The organism is Hyunsoonleella ulvae, assembly GCF_016827605.1.
GTDB lineage: Bacteria > Bacteroidota > Bacteroidia > Flavobacteriales > Flavobacteriaceae > Jejuia > Jejuia ulvae.
The window spans coordinates 269501-285718 of sequence record NZ_JAEPJQ010000002.1 but is presented as its reverse complement, the minus strand read 5'-3'; the positions used below and the strand labels follow the sequence as shown (position 1 = coordinate 285718).

The following is a 16218-nucleotide window of genomic DNA, read 5'->3' as shown; positions in this document are numbered from 1 at the left end:
AAAAAATAACAAATGAATATTAGAGTTTTTGTAGCATCTATTTGCTTCAGTTTAGTACTTTTTAGTTGTGGTGCAGGAAAGGGTAAAGCAAACGATTTAGCCATTAGTTTACCCATAGAATCACACATCGATTTATCTAAAGTTAAAGATGATAAAGTACCTGTTACCATAAATCCGGGGCGTTTTACTGTTGAGACGGTAACCTATAGATTGCCCAGGGTAATTCAAGGGACTTATTCCGTGAGTGATTTTGGAAAATATATTGATGATTTTAAAGCGATTGACAATGATGGTAATGAAATAACAGTGAATAAGGTTGATAAGAATTCTTGGACCATTACAAATGCAAAATCTCTAGATAAAATAACATATTACGTTAACGATACATATGATATTGAAACCGAAGGGGGTATAGGTGGGGAACAACCTTTTTCTCCATCAGGAACCAACATAGAAGATGAGAATTATGTATTGAATTTACATGGTTTTATTGGGTATTTTGATGAATTAAAGAACAACCAATATAAATTAGACGTAGTTGCTCCAACAGACTTTGTACGCACCTCTGCATTACAAAACATAGCATCTAAAACTAGTGATGATGGTAAGTATACCACAACAAGCTATTTGGCATCACGATATTTTGATATTACAGATAACCCTATGATGTATGGTAATCTAGATGTTGAAAAATTTAAAGTTGGAGATATAAACATAGTTTTAAGCGTCTATTCCCCAAATAAGGTACACACTGCGGCATCATTAAAGGAGACTATTTTTAAGATGATGAAAGCGCAAAAAGCCTATTTAGGAGATATCAACGCCACGCCTAGGTATGATATTTATTTGTATTTATCAGAAGGAAAACAAGATTCCCCTAAGGGTTTTGGAGCTCTAGAGCACCACACATCTACTGTTGTGGTTTTACCAGAAGGCATGGATGAAGCAGCTCTTGCTGAAAGTATGATAGATGTAGTGTCCCATGAGTTTTTTCATATCGTTACACCTTTGAGTGTACACTCTGAAGATGTGCATTATTTTGATTATAACAATCCAACATTCTCTAAACATTTGTGGATGTATGAAGGAATTACCGAATATTTTGCTACGCTATTTCAAATCAATCAAGATATTGTGGCAAAGGAAGATTTTTACAATAAAATTATGGGTAAAATACAGGCGTCTAAACAGTATAATGATGCCATGAGTTTTACTATAATGAGTGAGAATGTATTGAAGGATGCTTATAAAGACCAATATATTAATGTATACCAAAAAGGGGCATTGATTGGTATGTGTATTGATATTTTAATGCGAGAAGCAAGCAACGGCAATAGAGGTGTTTTATCTTTAATGAAAGAATTATCAAATAAATATGGCAAAAACAAACCTTTTGAAGATGATAAGCTAATTGCTGAAATTACTGAAATGACCTATCCATCAGTTGGGGAGTTTTTAAATACTCATGTAGTTGGAGATTTACCAATTAACTACGATACGTTTTTTGAAAAAGTTGGTTTAGAAGTTGGGAACACTAAAATAAAGGCAAATTATATTATGATGAATAATATGCCTATAGTTAGTGGGGATGGTCAAAAAGGAACAATATTTTTTACTGAAGCTGCGTTGCAAAATAGTTTTTGGGCAGAACAAGGCATTCAGGCTAATGATGTTATTAAAAGTATTAACGGTACAGAGTTAACATTGATGAATGCCAATCAAGTACTTCAAGAAGTGTTCATGTGGAAACCGGGAAAAGATATTGAGGTAAAATTGGATAGGAATGGAGAAGAGATTGTGATTAAAACTGTAACTACGCAAGGTTATACAGATGGAAAAGGTTTGATAGAGAAGAAAGGTGCAACTGAAGCACAGATAGCATTAAGAAAGGCTTGGATGAAAGGCTAAGCTATTTTTTTACAAATAAAATTAAAATTGAAGCGATTATTTTATGTAAAGTAATCGCTTTTATTTTACCGTTTATTCTTCCAATAAATCAGGACGGCGTTCTTTAGTGCGTTTATACGCCTGCTCTTCACGCCATTCTTCTATTTTGGGCAAGTTGCCACTAAATAATAATTCTGGTACTTTCCAGCCATTATATTCCCTGGGTTTAGTGTAGATAGGTGGCGCTAATAAATTATCTTGAAAAGAATCAGTTAAGGCAGAGGTTTCGTTGCCTAATACCCCTGGAATTAATCGTATTACAGCATCACATAACACTGCAGCGGCAAGCTCTCCTCCAGAAAGCACAAAATCGCCTATTGAAATTTCACGAGTAATTAAATGATCCCTAACACGTTGGTCTACACCTTTATAGTGCCCACAAAGAATAATGATGTTTTCTTTAATACTAATTTGATTCGCTATGCCTTGATTAAGGGTTTCTCCATCAGGGGTCATATAAATTACGTCATCATAATCACGTTGCGATTTTAAATCGCTAATACATTTATGTATAGGTTCTACCATCATTACCATGCCAGCCCCGCCTCCAAATTGGGTGTCATCAATCGATTTATAGTTATCGGTAGCATAATCGCGTAGATTATGAAAATGAATTTCAACCAAGTTGGCTGTTATAGCCCGTTTTAAAATAGAGGCTTCAAACGGACTCTTGAGTAGCTCTGGTAAAACGGTAATAATGTCTATACGCATAATACAAATGTTGCCACAAATATAAACGATGTTTTTTATGAAAACATAAAAGGTTACCAATAAATAAGGTAACCTTTACTATTCAATTTTAGTTTTTAATCACTCAGAAAACTACGCGGAATTCACTCTTGAGTGTTGTTTTGGTAAATTCATAAACTCATATGTATTGCTATCTAGCATTTTTTTGAACAAGCTTTTGTTTACCGAAACAGGAATTTTTAAATCTGGAAAATTAATTAAGTATTTGTTTCCTTTTTTACCAATAAATTTGACTTTTACTAATGTTTCTTCCATAATTTAGACCATTTAAGATTAAACTAAAACTATAGACATCTGGAATCAAAAAATATTCCAAAGCAAAATTATGTAAGGATGTTGAAAATTTGTCAGTTTAATAATTAATCAAGCCTAAAAGCTCTTCCTCAAAACCATGAGAAAACATGTTGGCATTACCATTTACAATTTTATTATGTTCGCTAACTAAAATTACTTTTGTTAGAGGGTAAACAGCTAAGGTTTTTATGGAGTTTTCTGCATCTTCAAAAATATACTCATGTTTAAGAATATCTTTTTTGTGTTCTAAAGTAGACAACCAGCGATGTTTACTATAATTATCAATATTTACTGAAATAAAGTCTATTTCAGGATATTTTTTATTTAATTCTTTAACACGTTTATGGCTATCTTCAAAATACTTTTTATATAAATGGGACCAAAAGTATACAACGGTAGGCTTGCTTATAACGCTATTCATATTAAGCACATCATTGTTTAAGTCTCTCACTTGTATATCAGGGAATTTCTCTCCAGGTTTTAACTTGCTAACAGATTCTTTATAAGCTACAATAAAATCATTATGTTTTTTGTCGGTACTTTTCGATAAGAAATATGCTATTACTTTATCATTGTCCTCTGCATTTTTATTCTTCGATAGAAAAGTTATCGTGTAATGATAGAGTAATTCGTTTTTAATGTCTTTGTTGCTAACTAAACTATCTACAGCTGTCATTTTATCAATGTTGTAGTAACAACTTGTCCATATTTGATAAGGCGACTTTGTATGTTTTATGTGGTTTCCTAAAGCAATATTGTTGAAACTACGCTTAAGGAACGACGTATAGTTGAAATAATCTTTAAAAAACTCATCGTTATAATTTACGTGATTGCGATACTCGTAAAAATTCGAAGGTAAAGATTCAATTATTTTTTTCTTATTTCTCCCGTAATGTACAAATGGGTATACTTCTTTACTAGAATAATAATCGTAATCGATATTAGCTTGCGCTATTTTATTAAAAAGCGGTGAGGTATTGTGCTTTACTTGATATTTCTCTAGTTTTTTATTTTTTCTTGCTCTTATAGAGTCTATTTTCTTTTCAAAAGCTTCTGGCTTAAGTTGGCATAATTTAAATACTTGTTTTTCTTCCTTTTCGCCCTGAAGAAAATCATTAATTAAATAATTATTCTTTTTGGCTCCTTTTCCAGTGTAAACCAGTGATTCATCAAAATCAAAAGTATTTAAACGAAACATAAGGCTATCCCCAGGCTCCAAAAGTACCATTTGAATTTCACCGCCATGACGAAACGTGTAAAAACCAGGTTTTAAAGCATCTATCTTATAAATAAAGCGGTTATTACCATCAAGTTGTACGGTATCTAAAATCTTTTTAGATTCATATAAGACCACATAATCTGTGTTCTTATTGATGATTTCACCACCAATAATTGCGTAGCTACAAGAGTCTGTACCACAACTTGTTAAAGCAAAAGCAATACATACTATGTAAAAGTATATTTTCATAAATCCCTCTTCAAAAAAAGTAGATATAACACATCTACCAATACAAAAATATGTTTTGCCCTTAAAACAGGCTGTTAAGGCGTTGTTAAATGTTTTAAAGCACTTTAATACGTGTTAAAAATTAAATTTATAAAGCTTCATGTAACATTAATATTTTTTATTTTTGCGAAAATTTTAAAGCAAGGTTATGTTATCAGTTTCAAACCTCTCAGTACAGTTTGGTAAACGCGTTTTGTTTGATGAAGTAAATACATCTTTTACCAATGGTAATTGTTATGGTATAATTGGGGCCAATGGTTCTGGTAAATCTACATTTTTAAGAATCCTCTCAGGAAAGCAAGAGGCAACTTCTGGTAGTGTAAGTTTAGAATCTGGTAAGCGCATGTCGGTTCTAGAGCAAAATCATAATTTATATGATACCCATAATGTTTTAGAAACTGTTTTAATGGGCAATAAACCTTTATTTAAAATTAAGACAGAGATTGATGCCTTGTATGCCGATTACTCTGATGAGAATGCTGAAAAAATAGGGGAGTTACAGGTACAGTTTGAAGAAATGAATGGGTGGAATGCAGAAAGTGATGCTGCAGCCTTGCTCTCTAATTTGGGTATAAAAGAAGATTTGCATTATAGCTTAATGGCAGATTTAGACGGAAAACAAAAAGTACGTGTACTTTTGGCGCAAGCACTTTTTGGAAATCCTGATGTACTTATTATGGATGAGCCTACTAATGATTTGGATTACGAAACCATTTCTTGGTTGGAAACCTTTTTAGCAAATTATGATAATTGTGTTATAGTGGTGTCTCACGACCGTCATTTTTTAGATGCGGTTTGTACACATATTTCAGATATTGATTTTGGAAAGATTACCCACTATTCAGGTAACTATACGTTCTGGTATGAATCATCACAATTAGCTGCCAAACAACGGGCACAACAAAATAAAAAAGCTGAAGAAAAGAAAAAAGAATTAGAGGAGTTTATACGTCGTTTTTCTGCGAATGTTGCTAAAAGTAAGCAAGCCACCAGTAGAAAAAAAATGATTGATAAATTGAATATCTCTGACATAAAACCATCTAGCAGACGCTATCCTGCTATTATCTTTGAGAGAGAACGAGAAGCTGGAGATCAAATTTTGAATATTGAAGGTTTATCAGCTTCCATGGATGGAGAAACTTTGTTTAATAACATAGATTTGAACTTAGCAAAGGGTGATAAGTTGGTAGTGTTTTCTCGAGACTCTAGAGCAACCACAGCCTTTTATCAGATTATAAATGGTAAAGAAAACGCTGATGCTGGCAAATATGCATGGGGTGTTACTACAACACAATCCTACTTACCATTAGATAACAGTGAATATTTCCATAGTGATTTATCTTTGGTAGATTGGTTGCGCCAGTGGGCTAAGACAGAAGAGGAGCGAGAAGAAGTTTACATTCGTGGTTTTTTGGGTAAAATGATTTTTAGTGGGGAAGAAGCTTTAAAAAAGTGTAATGTGCTTTCTGGAGGAGAGAAAGTGCGTTGTATGCTAAGTAGAATGATGATGATACGAGCTAACGTACTAATGCTAGATGAACCTACAAACCATCTAGATTTAGAAAGTATTACAGCATTTAACAACTCATTAAAGAACTTTAAGGGAACAGTTTTGTTTACCACCCATGATCATGAGTTTGCGCAAACTGTGGCAAATCGTGTTATAGAACTTACACCAAATGGAATTATTGATCGTTATACGACGTTTGATGAGTACATGCAAGATGCAAAGATTAAAGAGTTACGTGATAAAATGTACACGGTAACTGTTTAATTAGATTCTTGCTTTAATTGAGAAGTTAAGCGTTTAATAATTGGAGTTACCCGCTTTAATTCATCTTTGTGTACGTGAATTTCTTGAAAACCTTGTAGTGCACCACCAAAACCAGCTAACCTTCCAGATTCTGCTTCATCTTTAATTATGGCACATATATTTTCAGTCTCAAGAGATTGAAATATACGTTGCACTTCAATAAAGCTACCTTCAAAAACTTTAATATAATTAGACATAGCTTATAATTTTTAATAATACGTCAATGAATATACTAAAAAAATATAAATTTAGCAAATTTAAAAAGAACCAATAAACCCGATTTGATTAGTAGAAATTGTAAAATTCCAAGAGATTTTCTTTGGTTTATTATATGAATAAGCTTTGCTTTTTAAGAGGAATTTATCAATACTATCCACAACAATTATGCTTAAAGCAGCTGAAAAAGCAACATCGGTAAGCCAATGTGCGCCATCAACTAATCTTGTAATTGGAGGGATGGCACCTATACTATAAATTCCCACTTTAACCCATGTATTATCAAATTGTTTTGCAATGGCATGAGACATTGTAATAGATAGGGCTGTATGCCCAGACGGGAAGGAGTGAAAACCGGGTTTGGTAGAAAACAATTCAAAATCTAAATGACCATAAGTTCCGTTATTGGGTCTAGATCTACCTACACTACTCTTGAGAAGGCTCGTAATAACACCAGTAGTTACCGATGAGGAAATGATTAGGACACTAGTTTTTCTAATCTTCTCATTTTTGGTAACTAAACCAAAACCATATAGGCCTGCATTGGCCATAAAGTAGTTTTGTGGACTGCCAAAATACCACCCAAAATCTCTTAGTGGCTTTGGGAAGCCCTTTTTGTTTTTATCAAAAAATCGATTGGTTTCATTGTCTAATGTTGATAAAGCAGTTGTGCCCACAAGCAAGGTTGCTAACCTAATAAAATCTTTTTCTTTCCAATATATAGGTCTGGTAAAACTATGTGATACACCCTTTAAGGTGTATTTGAAATCATGCTTTAAAAGTTGACTTATTTTAGTTTGCTTATTTTGAGAGTAATTGGATATTGTATCTTGACCATATCCTAATTGACAATAAAAAAATAAAACTATCAGTAGGGGTTTTAGGTAGTAGTTTCTATGATGTATACTCATGTTATCTTAACTCTGCACCAAGTTGTTTCTCAAAATTGGTTTGAAGTTTTTTCATGATTTTGTCAATTTGCTTATCATTAAGCGTTTTGTTTTCATCTAGAAGTGTAAAACCTACAGCATAACTCTTTTTACCTTTTGGCAGGTTTTTACCTTGATAAACGTCAAATAAGTTTATATTTTTTAATAACTGCTTTTCAGTTTGTTTAGCAATTTTATGAATAGACTCAAAAGTTACATTATCATCAAGTAATAGTGCAAAATCCCTACGTACTTCAGGATATTTAGGTATGGCTTTAAATATAATTTTATTTCGCTTAATCACGTCTAAAATAGCATCCCAATGAAAATCGGCACAAACCACTTCTTGGGAAACATCAAAATACTTTAAAACACTTTTAGTTACCAAGCCAAAATCTACCAGTTTTATTTTACCTAAATTAAGGGATACACCTTCACTAAACAAATCGCTTTTAATAGGAGTTTCATTGTATCTCGAAACACCTAGACGGGATAGTATGGCGGTTACAACACCTTTTAGATAGAAAAAATCACTTTTTAGCTTTGAGTTGGAGTTCCAGCTTTCTGAATCTTGACTCCCGGTAGCAAATATAGCTAAATGTTTGTGCTCTTCTTTCTGTTCAGAAAAATTAAGATACGTCTTACCAAACTCAAACAGTTTTAAATCCTGGCGCTTCCTATTGATATTATACGATATAGCTTCTAATCCAGAAAATATTAGAGATTGCCTTAAAACAGATAGCTCATTGCTTAAAGGATTGAGCATTTCAATATTATGTTCTGTTTTCAACTGTTTGCTCAGTGCTGCATAACTAGGAGTGGTTAATGAGTTTGATAGAATTTCAAAAAAACCTTGCCCTGCAAGTTGATTACCAATAGTATTCTGAATTTTAAAATCCTCAAAGCGAGACATGCTGGATATAGAGGCATTTAATTTATTAGAAATATTGATGTTGTTGTAACCATAAACCCTTAAAATTTCCTCAATAACATCAGCTTCACGTTGCACATCATTTCTAAAAGCAGGAACAGTTAAACCTAGGCCTGTTTCAGTAACATTATTAACTTTAATATCAAGAGATGTTAAAATACTTTTGATGGTTTCCTTTGGAATTTCCTCACCAATAATTTTTTTAGCATTTTCAAAACTTAGTCGTACTTGAAAATCTTCAATCTTTTTTGGATAAATATCTACAATATCACTGGTAATATCGCCACCTGCCAATTCTTGAATTAATAGCGCAGCACGTTTTAATGCATATTCGGTTATGTTGGGATCAATTCCTCGCTCAAAACGAAAAGAAGCATCTGTATTCAATCCGTGTCGTTTAGCTGTCTTTCTTACGCTAACAGGATTAAAATAGGCACTTTCCAAGAAAATACTTTTAGTTTTCTCGTTTACTCCAGAGTCTAAACCTCCAAATACACCAGCGATACATATTGGTTTTTCTGCATCACAAATCATTAAATCTTCTTCATGTAGTTCTCGTTCTACACCATCAAGTGTTATAAACTTAGTGCCTTGTTTTAAGGTTTTTACCTCAATTTTGTCTCCTTCAATCTTATTTGCATCAAAAGCATGTAAAGGTTGTCCAAGTTCGTGTAGCACATAATTTGTAACGTCTACTATGTTATTTATTGGGCTCAAGCCTATGGCTTTAAGTTTATGTTGTAACCATTGGGGAGATTCGGTAACCTTAATACCAGAAATGGTAACACCGCAATAACGATGTGCCAATGCTTTATCAATAACATCAACATCCATCTTTAAAGTTCTGTTTTCAACATTAAAAGCACTTACAGATGGTGTAATCAATTCAACTTTTACTTCTTTTTGGAGTAGTCCCGCTTTGAGATCGCGAGCAGTTCCATAATGACTCATCGCATCTGCTCTGTTTGGGGTTAATCCAATTTCAAAAACAGTGTCATTCTCTATTTCAAAAATATCAGCAGCTGGAGTACCAACATTTAAAGTTTCATCTAAAACCATGATACCATCATGAGATTCGCCCAAACCAAGTTCGTCTTCGGCACATATCATACCAAGGCTTTCTTCGCCTCTAATTTTTCCTTTCTTTATTTTCCATGCCTCACCATCTTTAGCATATAAAGTTGTACCTACAGTAGCAACAGGTACTTTTTGTCCAGCAGCAACATTGGGAGCACCACATACAATTTGTACTGGGGCATCCGCTCCAAGATCAACCGTGGTAATTTTAAGTTTATCAGCATTTGGGTGTTTCTTGCAAGTTAAAACTTTGCCAACAACTACACCCTCCAAACCACCTTTAACGGATTGGTATTTTTCTAGACCTTCAACTTCCAAACCTAAATCGGTTAGAATCTCACTAGTTTGCTCTGGTGTCCACTCAATATTAATAAATTGCCTTAACCAGTTATATGAAATCTTCATAAATCGTTATCCTATTAGAGGAGGCAAAGATAATTCTTTGGAGCTAGTATTCAAATAAAGCCTTTCATTTTGTATGTTGAAGTTAAATCTCCAGAGTTTAATAAATAAGTAGGATTTTTATGTAGTATTTATTAGTTTATAGTAACAATGTTAAAACTGTTAATTAACACTCGTGTTAACTTATTTAACAAAGTACTAACATTCTCATAATCAAATAGCCAGTATTTTAGACATAATTAAGGTATTAAGCCTTTTCTCATCAATCAAACCAAACATCAGTAATAAAGCTCAACCCAAGATTAAGGTTGAGCTTTTTGTTTCAACTATCTATTTTTTCTTAAACCTAGTTAGGAGTAGCTATAAATACTCTGTAAATTTAATTGCATACCATATTGAAAATATTAACTTTGTGTAATCGATTACATTTTTGATTTTTTACTGCAAGTTTTTATTGATTACTACTTGTTAGATGCAAACCAAAGCAGATTATGATAGATACTAAAATGAAGTTAAATAGGACTACCCAAGGGTTAGAAAATAAGTATCCAATAAAAATAGTACAGTTTGGAGAGGGGAATTTTTTAAGGGCCTTTGTTGATTATGCCATCTATGAATTAAATAAAGCAGCAGATTTTAATGCAGGTGTAGCTGTTGTACAACCTATAGAGGAGGGTTTAGTGAGTATGCTCAATGACCAAGATGGTTTGTATACTTTATTTATGAAGGGTATAAAAGAAAATGAAATAATAGAAGATAAAAAACTGATAGATACTATTGTTACTGGTGTTGATCCTTATGAAGATTTTGAGATGTATTTAAATCTTGCGAGGGAAGCATCATTAGAATTTATAATTTCTAATACAACAGAAGCGGGAATAGTTTACGTGTCTAGAGACACACAAGATATGAGACCTCCGAGTTCTTTTCCTGCGAAATTAACCCTTTTTCTTTATGAAAGGTACAATTGGTTTGATGGAGATATAAATAAAGGGCTAACTATAATTCCTTGTGAACTTATAAATTATAATTCAGATGTTTTAAAAGATATTATACTTAAATATATTTCAGATTGGAATCTGGGTAGTGATTTTAGAAGTTGGGTTTTAGAGCATAATTCATTTCATAATACCTTAGTAGATAGAATTGTTCCCGGCTATCCTAAAGACGAAATTGATATTTACAATGCACAGTTGAATTATTCAGATAGCTTGATAGTTACTGCTGAACCCTTTCTGTTATGGGTTATTGAAGGTGGAGAAAAACTTAAGAAACAACTGCCGTTTTATAAAACAGACTTAAATGTTAAAATAGTAGAGGATATGCAACCTTACAGAACCAGAAAAGTGCGCATATTAAACGGAGCTCATACCTCTATGGTACCATTCTCTTTACTATATGGAAATGAAACCGTAAAAGAATCTATAGATGATGTGTTTACCAGTAAATTTATTCAGGATACTGTTTTCAATGAGATTATTAGTACTTTAAATATGGAAGAAACCGAGTTGAATAGCTTTGCTAACGAAGTTTTTGATAGGTTTAGAAACCCATTTATAATCCATAAGCTGTCCAGTATCGCATTAAATTCAATTTCTAAGTTTAAGGTAAGGGTACTTCCTAGTTTATTAGGTTATATTAAGGTTCATGGAAAATTACCAACTAATTTGGTATTTGCTTTTGCATGCTTATTAAGATTCTATAAAGGTACATGGAGGGGAGTGGCCTTACCTGTGAGAGATGATGAGAAGATTATGGACAATTTTGTGAAGATTTGGAGTTCTAGTGATGTAGCAATAGTTGTAGAGCAAATATTAAGCATAAAAGCATATTGGGGAGAGGACTTAACACAAGTTGACGGTTTGGTGCAAGCTATAACTTTAGCTCTAAAAGAAATTGAAAACCAGGGCGTTGAAAAGGGTTATATAAACTACGCCAAGGAATATTAATGCTTAGTTGGATGATGAAAGAGAAGAAAATACAAAATAAACTTATTAGGGTAAATGAGACAGACAATGTTGCAGTGGCGTTGGTGGACTTAAAAGTTAATGATGTTATATCTTTTGAAGATCAGGCGATAAAAGTACTTTCTAATGTCAAATCCAAACATAAAATAGCCTTAAAACACTTTGAACCTAGAGATAAGATTACCATGTACGGTGTACTGGTGGGGGCAGCCAGTACTACCATTGAAAAAGGGGATGTTTTAACTGTAGATAATGTAAAACATGAAAGTGAAAGCGTTTTTGGTAAAACGGAAGAGTTTCATTGGTGTGCCCCCAATGTTGAAAAGTGGCACACTAAAACATTTATGGGGTATCACAGAGAAGATGGGCAAGTAGGTACAGAAAATGTTTGGCTATTTTTTCCTTTAGTTTTCTGTGAGAATAGAAATATATTGATCCTTAAAGATATCTTTGAAAAAGAATTACTCAAACAAAAACCCAATCCTCACCAAATGTTACTTCGGTCACTAGTAAGTGGTAAGGAGGAAACCGAGATATTAAACAATGAAGCTGATGTTTTTGAGAATATTGATGTTAAATTTATAACACATGCTTCAGGGTGTGGTGGTATTAGACAAGATGCAGAGAGTTTAGCAAAATTGTTGGCTGGTTATGTTAATAATCCAAATGTAGCAGGAGCTACAGTGTTAAGCTTGGGATGCCAAAACTTACAAATATCTATATTTCAAGATGCGCTTAATTGTATAAATCCCGATATAAAAAAACCAGTTTTAATTTATGAACAACAGCAAATGGGAACTGTTGATATTATGCTATCTACCATAATTAAAGACTCATTTGCAGCTATTAAAGAAGCAAACAAGATAAAAAGACAGCCTGCACCATTGTCGAAATTAAGAATAGGCTTGGAGTGTGGTGGATCAGATGGTTTTTCAGGAATATCAGCAAATCCTACTTTAGGAGTTGTCTCAGATTTGATTGTAGCATTGGGGGGAACAGCTGTTTTAGCAGAGTTTCCTGAACTATGTGGTGTAGAGCAAGAACTTGTGAATAGGTGTGTAGATGATAAAGATGGAGAAAAGTTTTTAAAGTTGATGAAGGCTTATGAAAAGTCCGTTGTAGATGCGGGTTCAGGGTTTGATATGAATCCATCACCAGGAAATATAAAAGATGGTCTTATCACAGATGCTATGAAATCTGCGGGCGCAGCTAAAAAAGGAGGGACATCTCCAATACAAAGTGTTTTAGATTATGGAGAATATATTACCAAATCTGGACTTAACTTGTTATGTACACCTGGGAATGATGTAGAAAGCACTACAGGTCTTGTAGGATCTGGTGTAAACTTGGTTTTATTTACCACAGGTTTAGGGACGCCTACAGGGAACCCTATTGCACCAGTGATTAAAGTATCTTCTAATACCGAGCTTAAGGAAAAAATGCCAGATATTATAGATATAGAAACTGGGGCTATAATTCGTGGAGAAAAAACCATAGACAACATGGCGGAGGAAATGTTAGATTTTATTATAGAAGTCGCCAGTGGTAGGATAAAAACGAAAGCTAAAATGTTAAATCAAAACGATTTTATTCCTTGGAAGCGAGGTGTTTCCCTGTAATAAATATGCAGTTATCGTTTAGAAGAGGATTGCCTTACAATTAATTTTGGCTCAAGCACTACATGTTTAGCTTCTTTTAAATTAGAACTGTTATGCATTTGCTCCATAAAAACCCTAGCAGTCGATTTTCCCATTTCTATTGGTGATTGATCTACCGAGCTCATAGATAGTTCCATAAATTTAGTAAATGGTTCATTACTAAAACCAACAACTCCCATATCCTCAGGTATTTTTACTCCCTGTGCTTTTAATTCTTTAATTGCACCAAGTGCAGCAAAATCGCTTGACGAAAATATAGCGTCAGGACGTTTCCCTAAATTAAGTAGGGTTTTAGCAGCCTTTTTACCATCATCGCGAGTACTTTTTGTTTTTATAATATAATCTTCATTTAATTCGTATCCTGAATCTATTAAAGCTTGTTTGTAGCCCAAATATCTTTGTTTGAAAATTTCAACAGAATAATCACCTCTTAAATGCGCTATCCTTTTATAGCCTTGGTTTATTAGGTGCTTTGTAGATTTATACCCAGCTTCAAAATCATTTATTGTTACAGAACTTACGCCTTTAATGCTCTTTTTTCTGTCGAAAAATATGAGGGGAATTCCCTTTTTGATGATTTTTTCAAAAGCCTGTGTAGTTGAGTTTGGCGTGGTAGAAATTAAAATACCATCAACTTGGGCATGTATTAGCGTATCAATGCACTCTTTTTCAATATTTGGATCTTCATGTGTTTGGCAAATAATAACATGATATCCCAATGGGCGAATTTCTTCTTCAATACCTCTTATAAGGGAACCAAAAAAATTATTGTCAATTTTTGGTACAATAACCCCAACATTATAACTCTTGCCACTTTTTAAAGCTTTAGCTACCCTATTTTGCTCATAGTTCATTTCTATAGCGGTTTTTTGAACTAGGGCTTTTGTTTTTTTACTTATCCTATCATTATCGTTTAGAGCCCTTGAAACCGTAGCAGCTGTTAGATTTAATCGCTCCGCAATATCATATATTGTCGTTTTTTTTGTCATCAATATTCAATCATGAATGAAGTGATAAGCAAAATAAAAATTAAATATTAAAGAATGATAGTTTATAAGGTTTTATTAATAAATCATAAAAAGGGGGAGTCTTAATAAAAGCATCAGTTTTAGAGTACTCTATGATAACAATACATAAATCAATACGGTTAAAACGACTAGTATAGCACCATAAGGTTTTACTTTAGACCACGATTTTTCTGCAGTATTCTTTTCTTTATAATAATCTATATTGTCTTCAGAAGCATAAATTTTTGATACTAAAAACATGATGATAAAATTTAGAATAAATTCTATACCCCAGAGATGTACAAAATGAATATCCAGTTTAAGGATAAATGTAGTTAGGATGTAAAATGTAAATCCAAAAAATAAACCAGCTTTGGCACCCTTAGTATTAATCTGTTTAAAAAATATACCTGCTATGATTATTGAAGAAATAGGGATAAAAAATATACCGTTGAGTTCTTGTAATAATTGATATAACCCCTCAGGGGCATATGCTACCATTGGAGCAACAGCTATAGCAATTATGGCTAAAACTACTGATGAGATTTTACCATATTTAACCAGTTTTGCATCTGAAGCGTTTTTATTTATAATTTTTTTGTAGATATCTAAACAAAATATGGTACTCGCAGAATTTAAAACACTATTAAAAGTACTTAAAACAGCTCCTAGAATAACAGCAGCAAAAAATCCAAAAAGATAGGTAGGTAGCACCTTTTTTACAAGCATAGGATATATTAAATCTGGTGTTTCGTAATATTGATCCTGAAAATAATAATACGCTATTAATCCAGGCAATACAATTATAGCTGGTACAAAGAGTTTTAGAATGCCTGTATAAATCAATCCTTTTTGAGCTTCAATCAAATTTTTAGCTCCAAAAGCCCGTTGTATAATGGCTTGGTTCATTCCCCAAAAATAGAGTTGATTAATCATTAAACCCGTAAATAATACAGAAAAGGGAAGTACGGAGTCTGGTTTTCCTATGATGTCAAACTTATCTGGAGCAAAATTGTATACAGTACTTAAACCGCTAAACATATCGCCATTACCTATTTGATATAAGGCAATGATAGGTATTAATAAACCTCCTAGCATAAGTCCTATACCATTTAAAGAATCTGAATATGCAACTGCTTTTAGGCCACCAAAAATGGCATATAATGAACCAATAACTCCAATAATTAATACGGTATAGATTAAAGATTGTCCTTTTGAAATGTTGAACATTTCAGAGAAATCAAAAACACTTTCAATATTAATCGCACCAGAATATAACACAATAGGTAAAAGGGTAATAACAAATGAGGACATTAAAAGAAAAGCGACCACAGATCTTATAACACCATCAAAACGTCTTTCTAAAAACTCTGGTATTGTGGTCAACCCCATTTTAATAAACTTAGGAATAAAATAAATGGCGGCTATAACTAGGGCTATAGCTGAAGTAACTTCCCAAGCAATAATAATGATGCCATTTTTATAGGAACTCCCATTCATTCCTATTAAATGCTCTGTTGAAATATTAGTTAGTATCATAGAGCCCGCAATAATTGGGCCTGTTAAACTCTTTCCAGCTAAAAAATAACCTTTAGATGTGGTAAATTTATCTTTTCTGAGTTTATATGTTGTATATAATATTACAAAAAGAGTAAACCCAAAAAAGCCTAGGTAAGTATAAAACATTTCAATAAAAGGTTAGTTAGTTGGTTAGTTTGTG

12 protein-coding genes are annotated in these 16218 nt (G+C 32.9%); 4 read left to right on the top strand and 8 right to left on the bottom strand.

Features of this window, described 5'->3' with window-relative positions; genetic code table 11:
* Nucleotides 1-18 precede the first annotated feature (18 nt).
* Nucleotides 19-1908 (top strand): M61 family metallopeptidase, encoded by a 1890-nt coding sequence (locus JS605_RS06890; RefSeq protein WP_449554949.1) that lies wholly within the window; start codon nt 19-21, stop codon nt 1906-1908.
* 72 nt (nt 1909-1980) lie between these two features.
* Here the strand turns inward: JS605_RS06890 and trmD are convergent, their stop codons facing one another.
* The 3 genes from trmD to JS605_RS06875 form a co-directional block, all read right to left on the bottom strand.
* Nucleotides 1981-2658, bottom strand: coding sequence for a tRNA (guanosine(37)-N1)-methyltransferase TrmD (gene trmD / locus JS605_RS06885; RefSeq protein WP_203256962.1), 678 nt, complete (start codon nt 2656-2658; stop codon nt 1981-1983).
* Nucleotides 2659-2769: 111 nt separating this feature from the next.
* On the bottom strand, nt 2770-2952 hold the full coding sequence (locus JS605_RS06880; protein WP_203256961.1) for a hypothetical protein: 183 nt from the start codon (nt 2950-2952) through the stop codon (nt 2770-2772).
* Between the two features lie 97 nt (nt 2953-3049).
* The gene (locus JS605_RS06875; protein ID WP_203256960.1) at nt 3050-4459 is read right to left on the bottom strand and encodes a TlpA family protein disulfide reductase; all 1410 of its coding nucleotides are present in this window, start codon (nt 4457-4459) and stop codon (nt 3050-3052) included.
* A gap of 187 nt (nt 4460-4646) precedes the next feature.
* Between JS605_RS06875 and JS605_RS06870 the strand changes: the two genes are divergently transcribed.
* Complete coding sequence (locus JS605_RS06870) at nt 4647-6272, top strand: ABC-F family ATP-binding cassette domain-containing protein (protein WP_203256959.1); 1626 nt, start codon at nt 4647-4649, stop codon at nt 6270-6272.
* On the opposite strand, the gene JS605_RS06865 is transcribed toward JS605_RS06870, so the two are convergent.
* Genes JS605_RS06865 through pheT form a run of 3 tightly spaced genes read right to left on the bottom strand, consistent with a single transcriptional unit; the run spans nt 6269 to nt 9869 of the window.
* Nucleotides 6269-6508 (bottom strand): putative signal transducing protein, encoded by a 240-nt coding sequence (locus tag JS605_RS06865; RefSeq protein WP_203256958.1) that lies wholly within the window; start codon nt 6506-6508, stop codon nt 6269-6271. The genes JS605_RS06870 and JS605_RS06865 overlap by 4 nt on opposite strands.
* 60 nt (nt 6509-6568) lie before the next feature.
* The gene (locus JS605_RS06860) at nt 6569-7438 is read right to left on the bottom strand and encodes a phosphatase PAP2 family protein (RefSeq protein ID WP_203256957.1); all 870 of its coding nucleotides are present in this window, start codon (nt 7436-7438) and stop codon (nt 6569-6571) included.
* A 1-nt stretch (nt 7439) separates the two neighbouring features.
* Nucleotides 7440-9869 carry a phenylalanine--tRNA ligase subunit beta gene (pheT, locus tag JS605_RS06855; RefSeq protein ID WP_203256956.1) on the bottom strand — a complete coding sequence of 810 codons (2430 nt, stop codon included), beginning with the start codon at nt 9867-9869 and terminating at the stop codon, nt 7440-7442.
* Nucleotides 9870-10357: 488 nt separating this feature from the next.
* Between pheT and JS605_RS06850 the strand changes: the two genes are divergently transcribed.
* Both JS605_RS06850 and JS605_RS06845 read left to right on the top strand, forming a co-directional pair.
* Nucleotides 10358-11815: a tagaturonate reductase gene (locus JS605_RS06850; protein WP_239000291.1), complete on the top strand. Its 1458-nt coding sequence runs from the start codon at nt 10358-10360 to the stop codon at nt 11813-11815.
* Between the two features lie 11 nt (nt 11816-11826).
* Complete coding sequence (locus tag JS605_RS06845) at nt 11827-13452, top strand: UxaA family hydrolase (protein ID WP_239000290.1); 1626 nt, start codon at nt 11827-11829, stop codon at nt 13450-13452.
* Nucleotides 13453-13463: 11 nt separating this feature from the next.
* Here the strand turns inward: JS605_RS06845 and JS605_RS06840 are convergent, their stop codons facing one another.
* On the bottom strand, nt 13464-14480 hold the full coding sequence (locus JS605_RS06840) for a LacI family DNA-binding transcriptional regulator (RefSeq protein WP_203256955.1): 1017 nt from the start codon (nt 14478-14480) through the stop codon (nt 13464-13466).
* A 129-nt stretch (nt 14481-14609) separates the two neighbouring features.
* A complete protein-coding gene (locus tag JS605_RS06835) occupies nt 14610-16184 on the bottom strand; it encodes a solute:sodium symporter family transporter (RefSeq protein WP_203256954.1) in 1575 nt (524 codons plus the stop codon).
* Between the last annotated feature and the right edge of the window lie 34 nt (nt 16185-16218).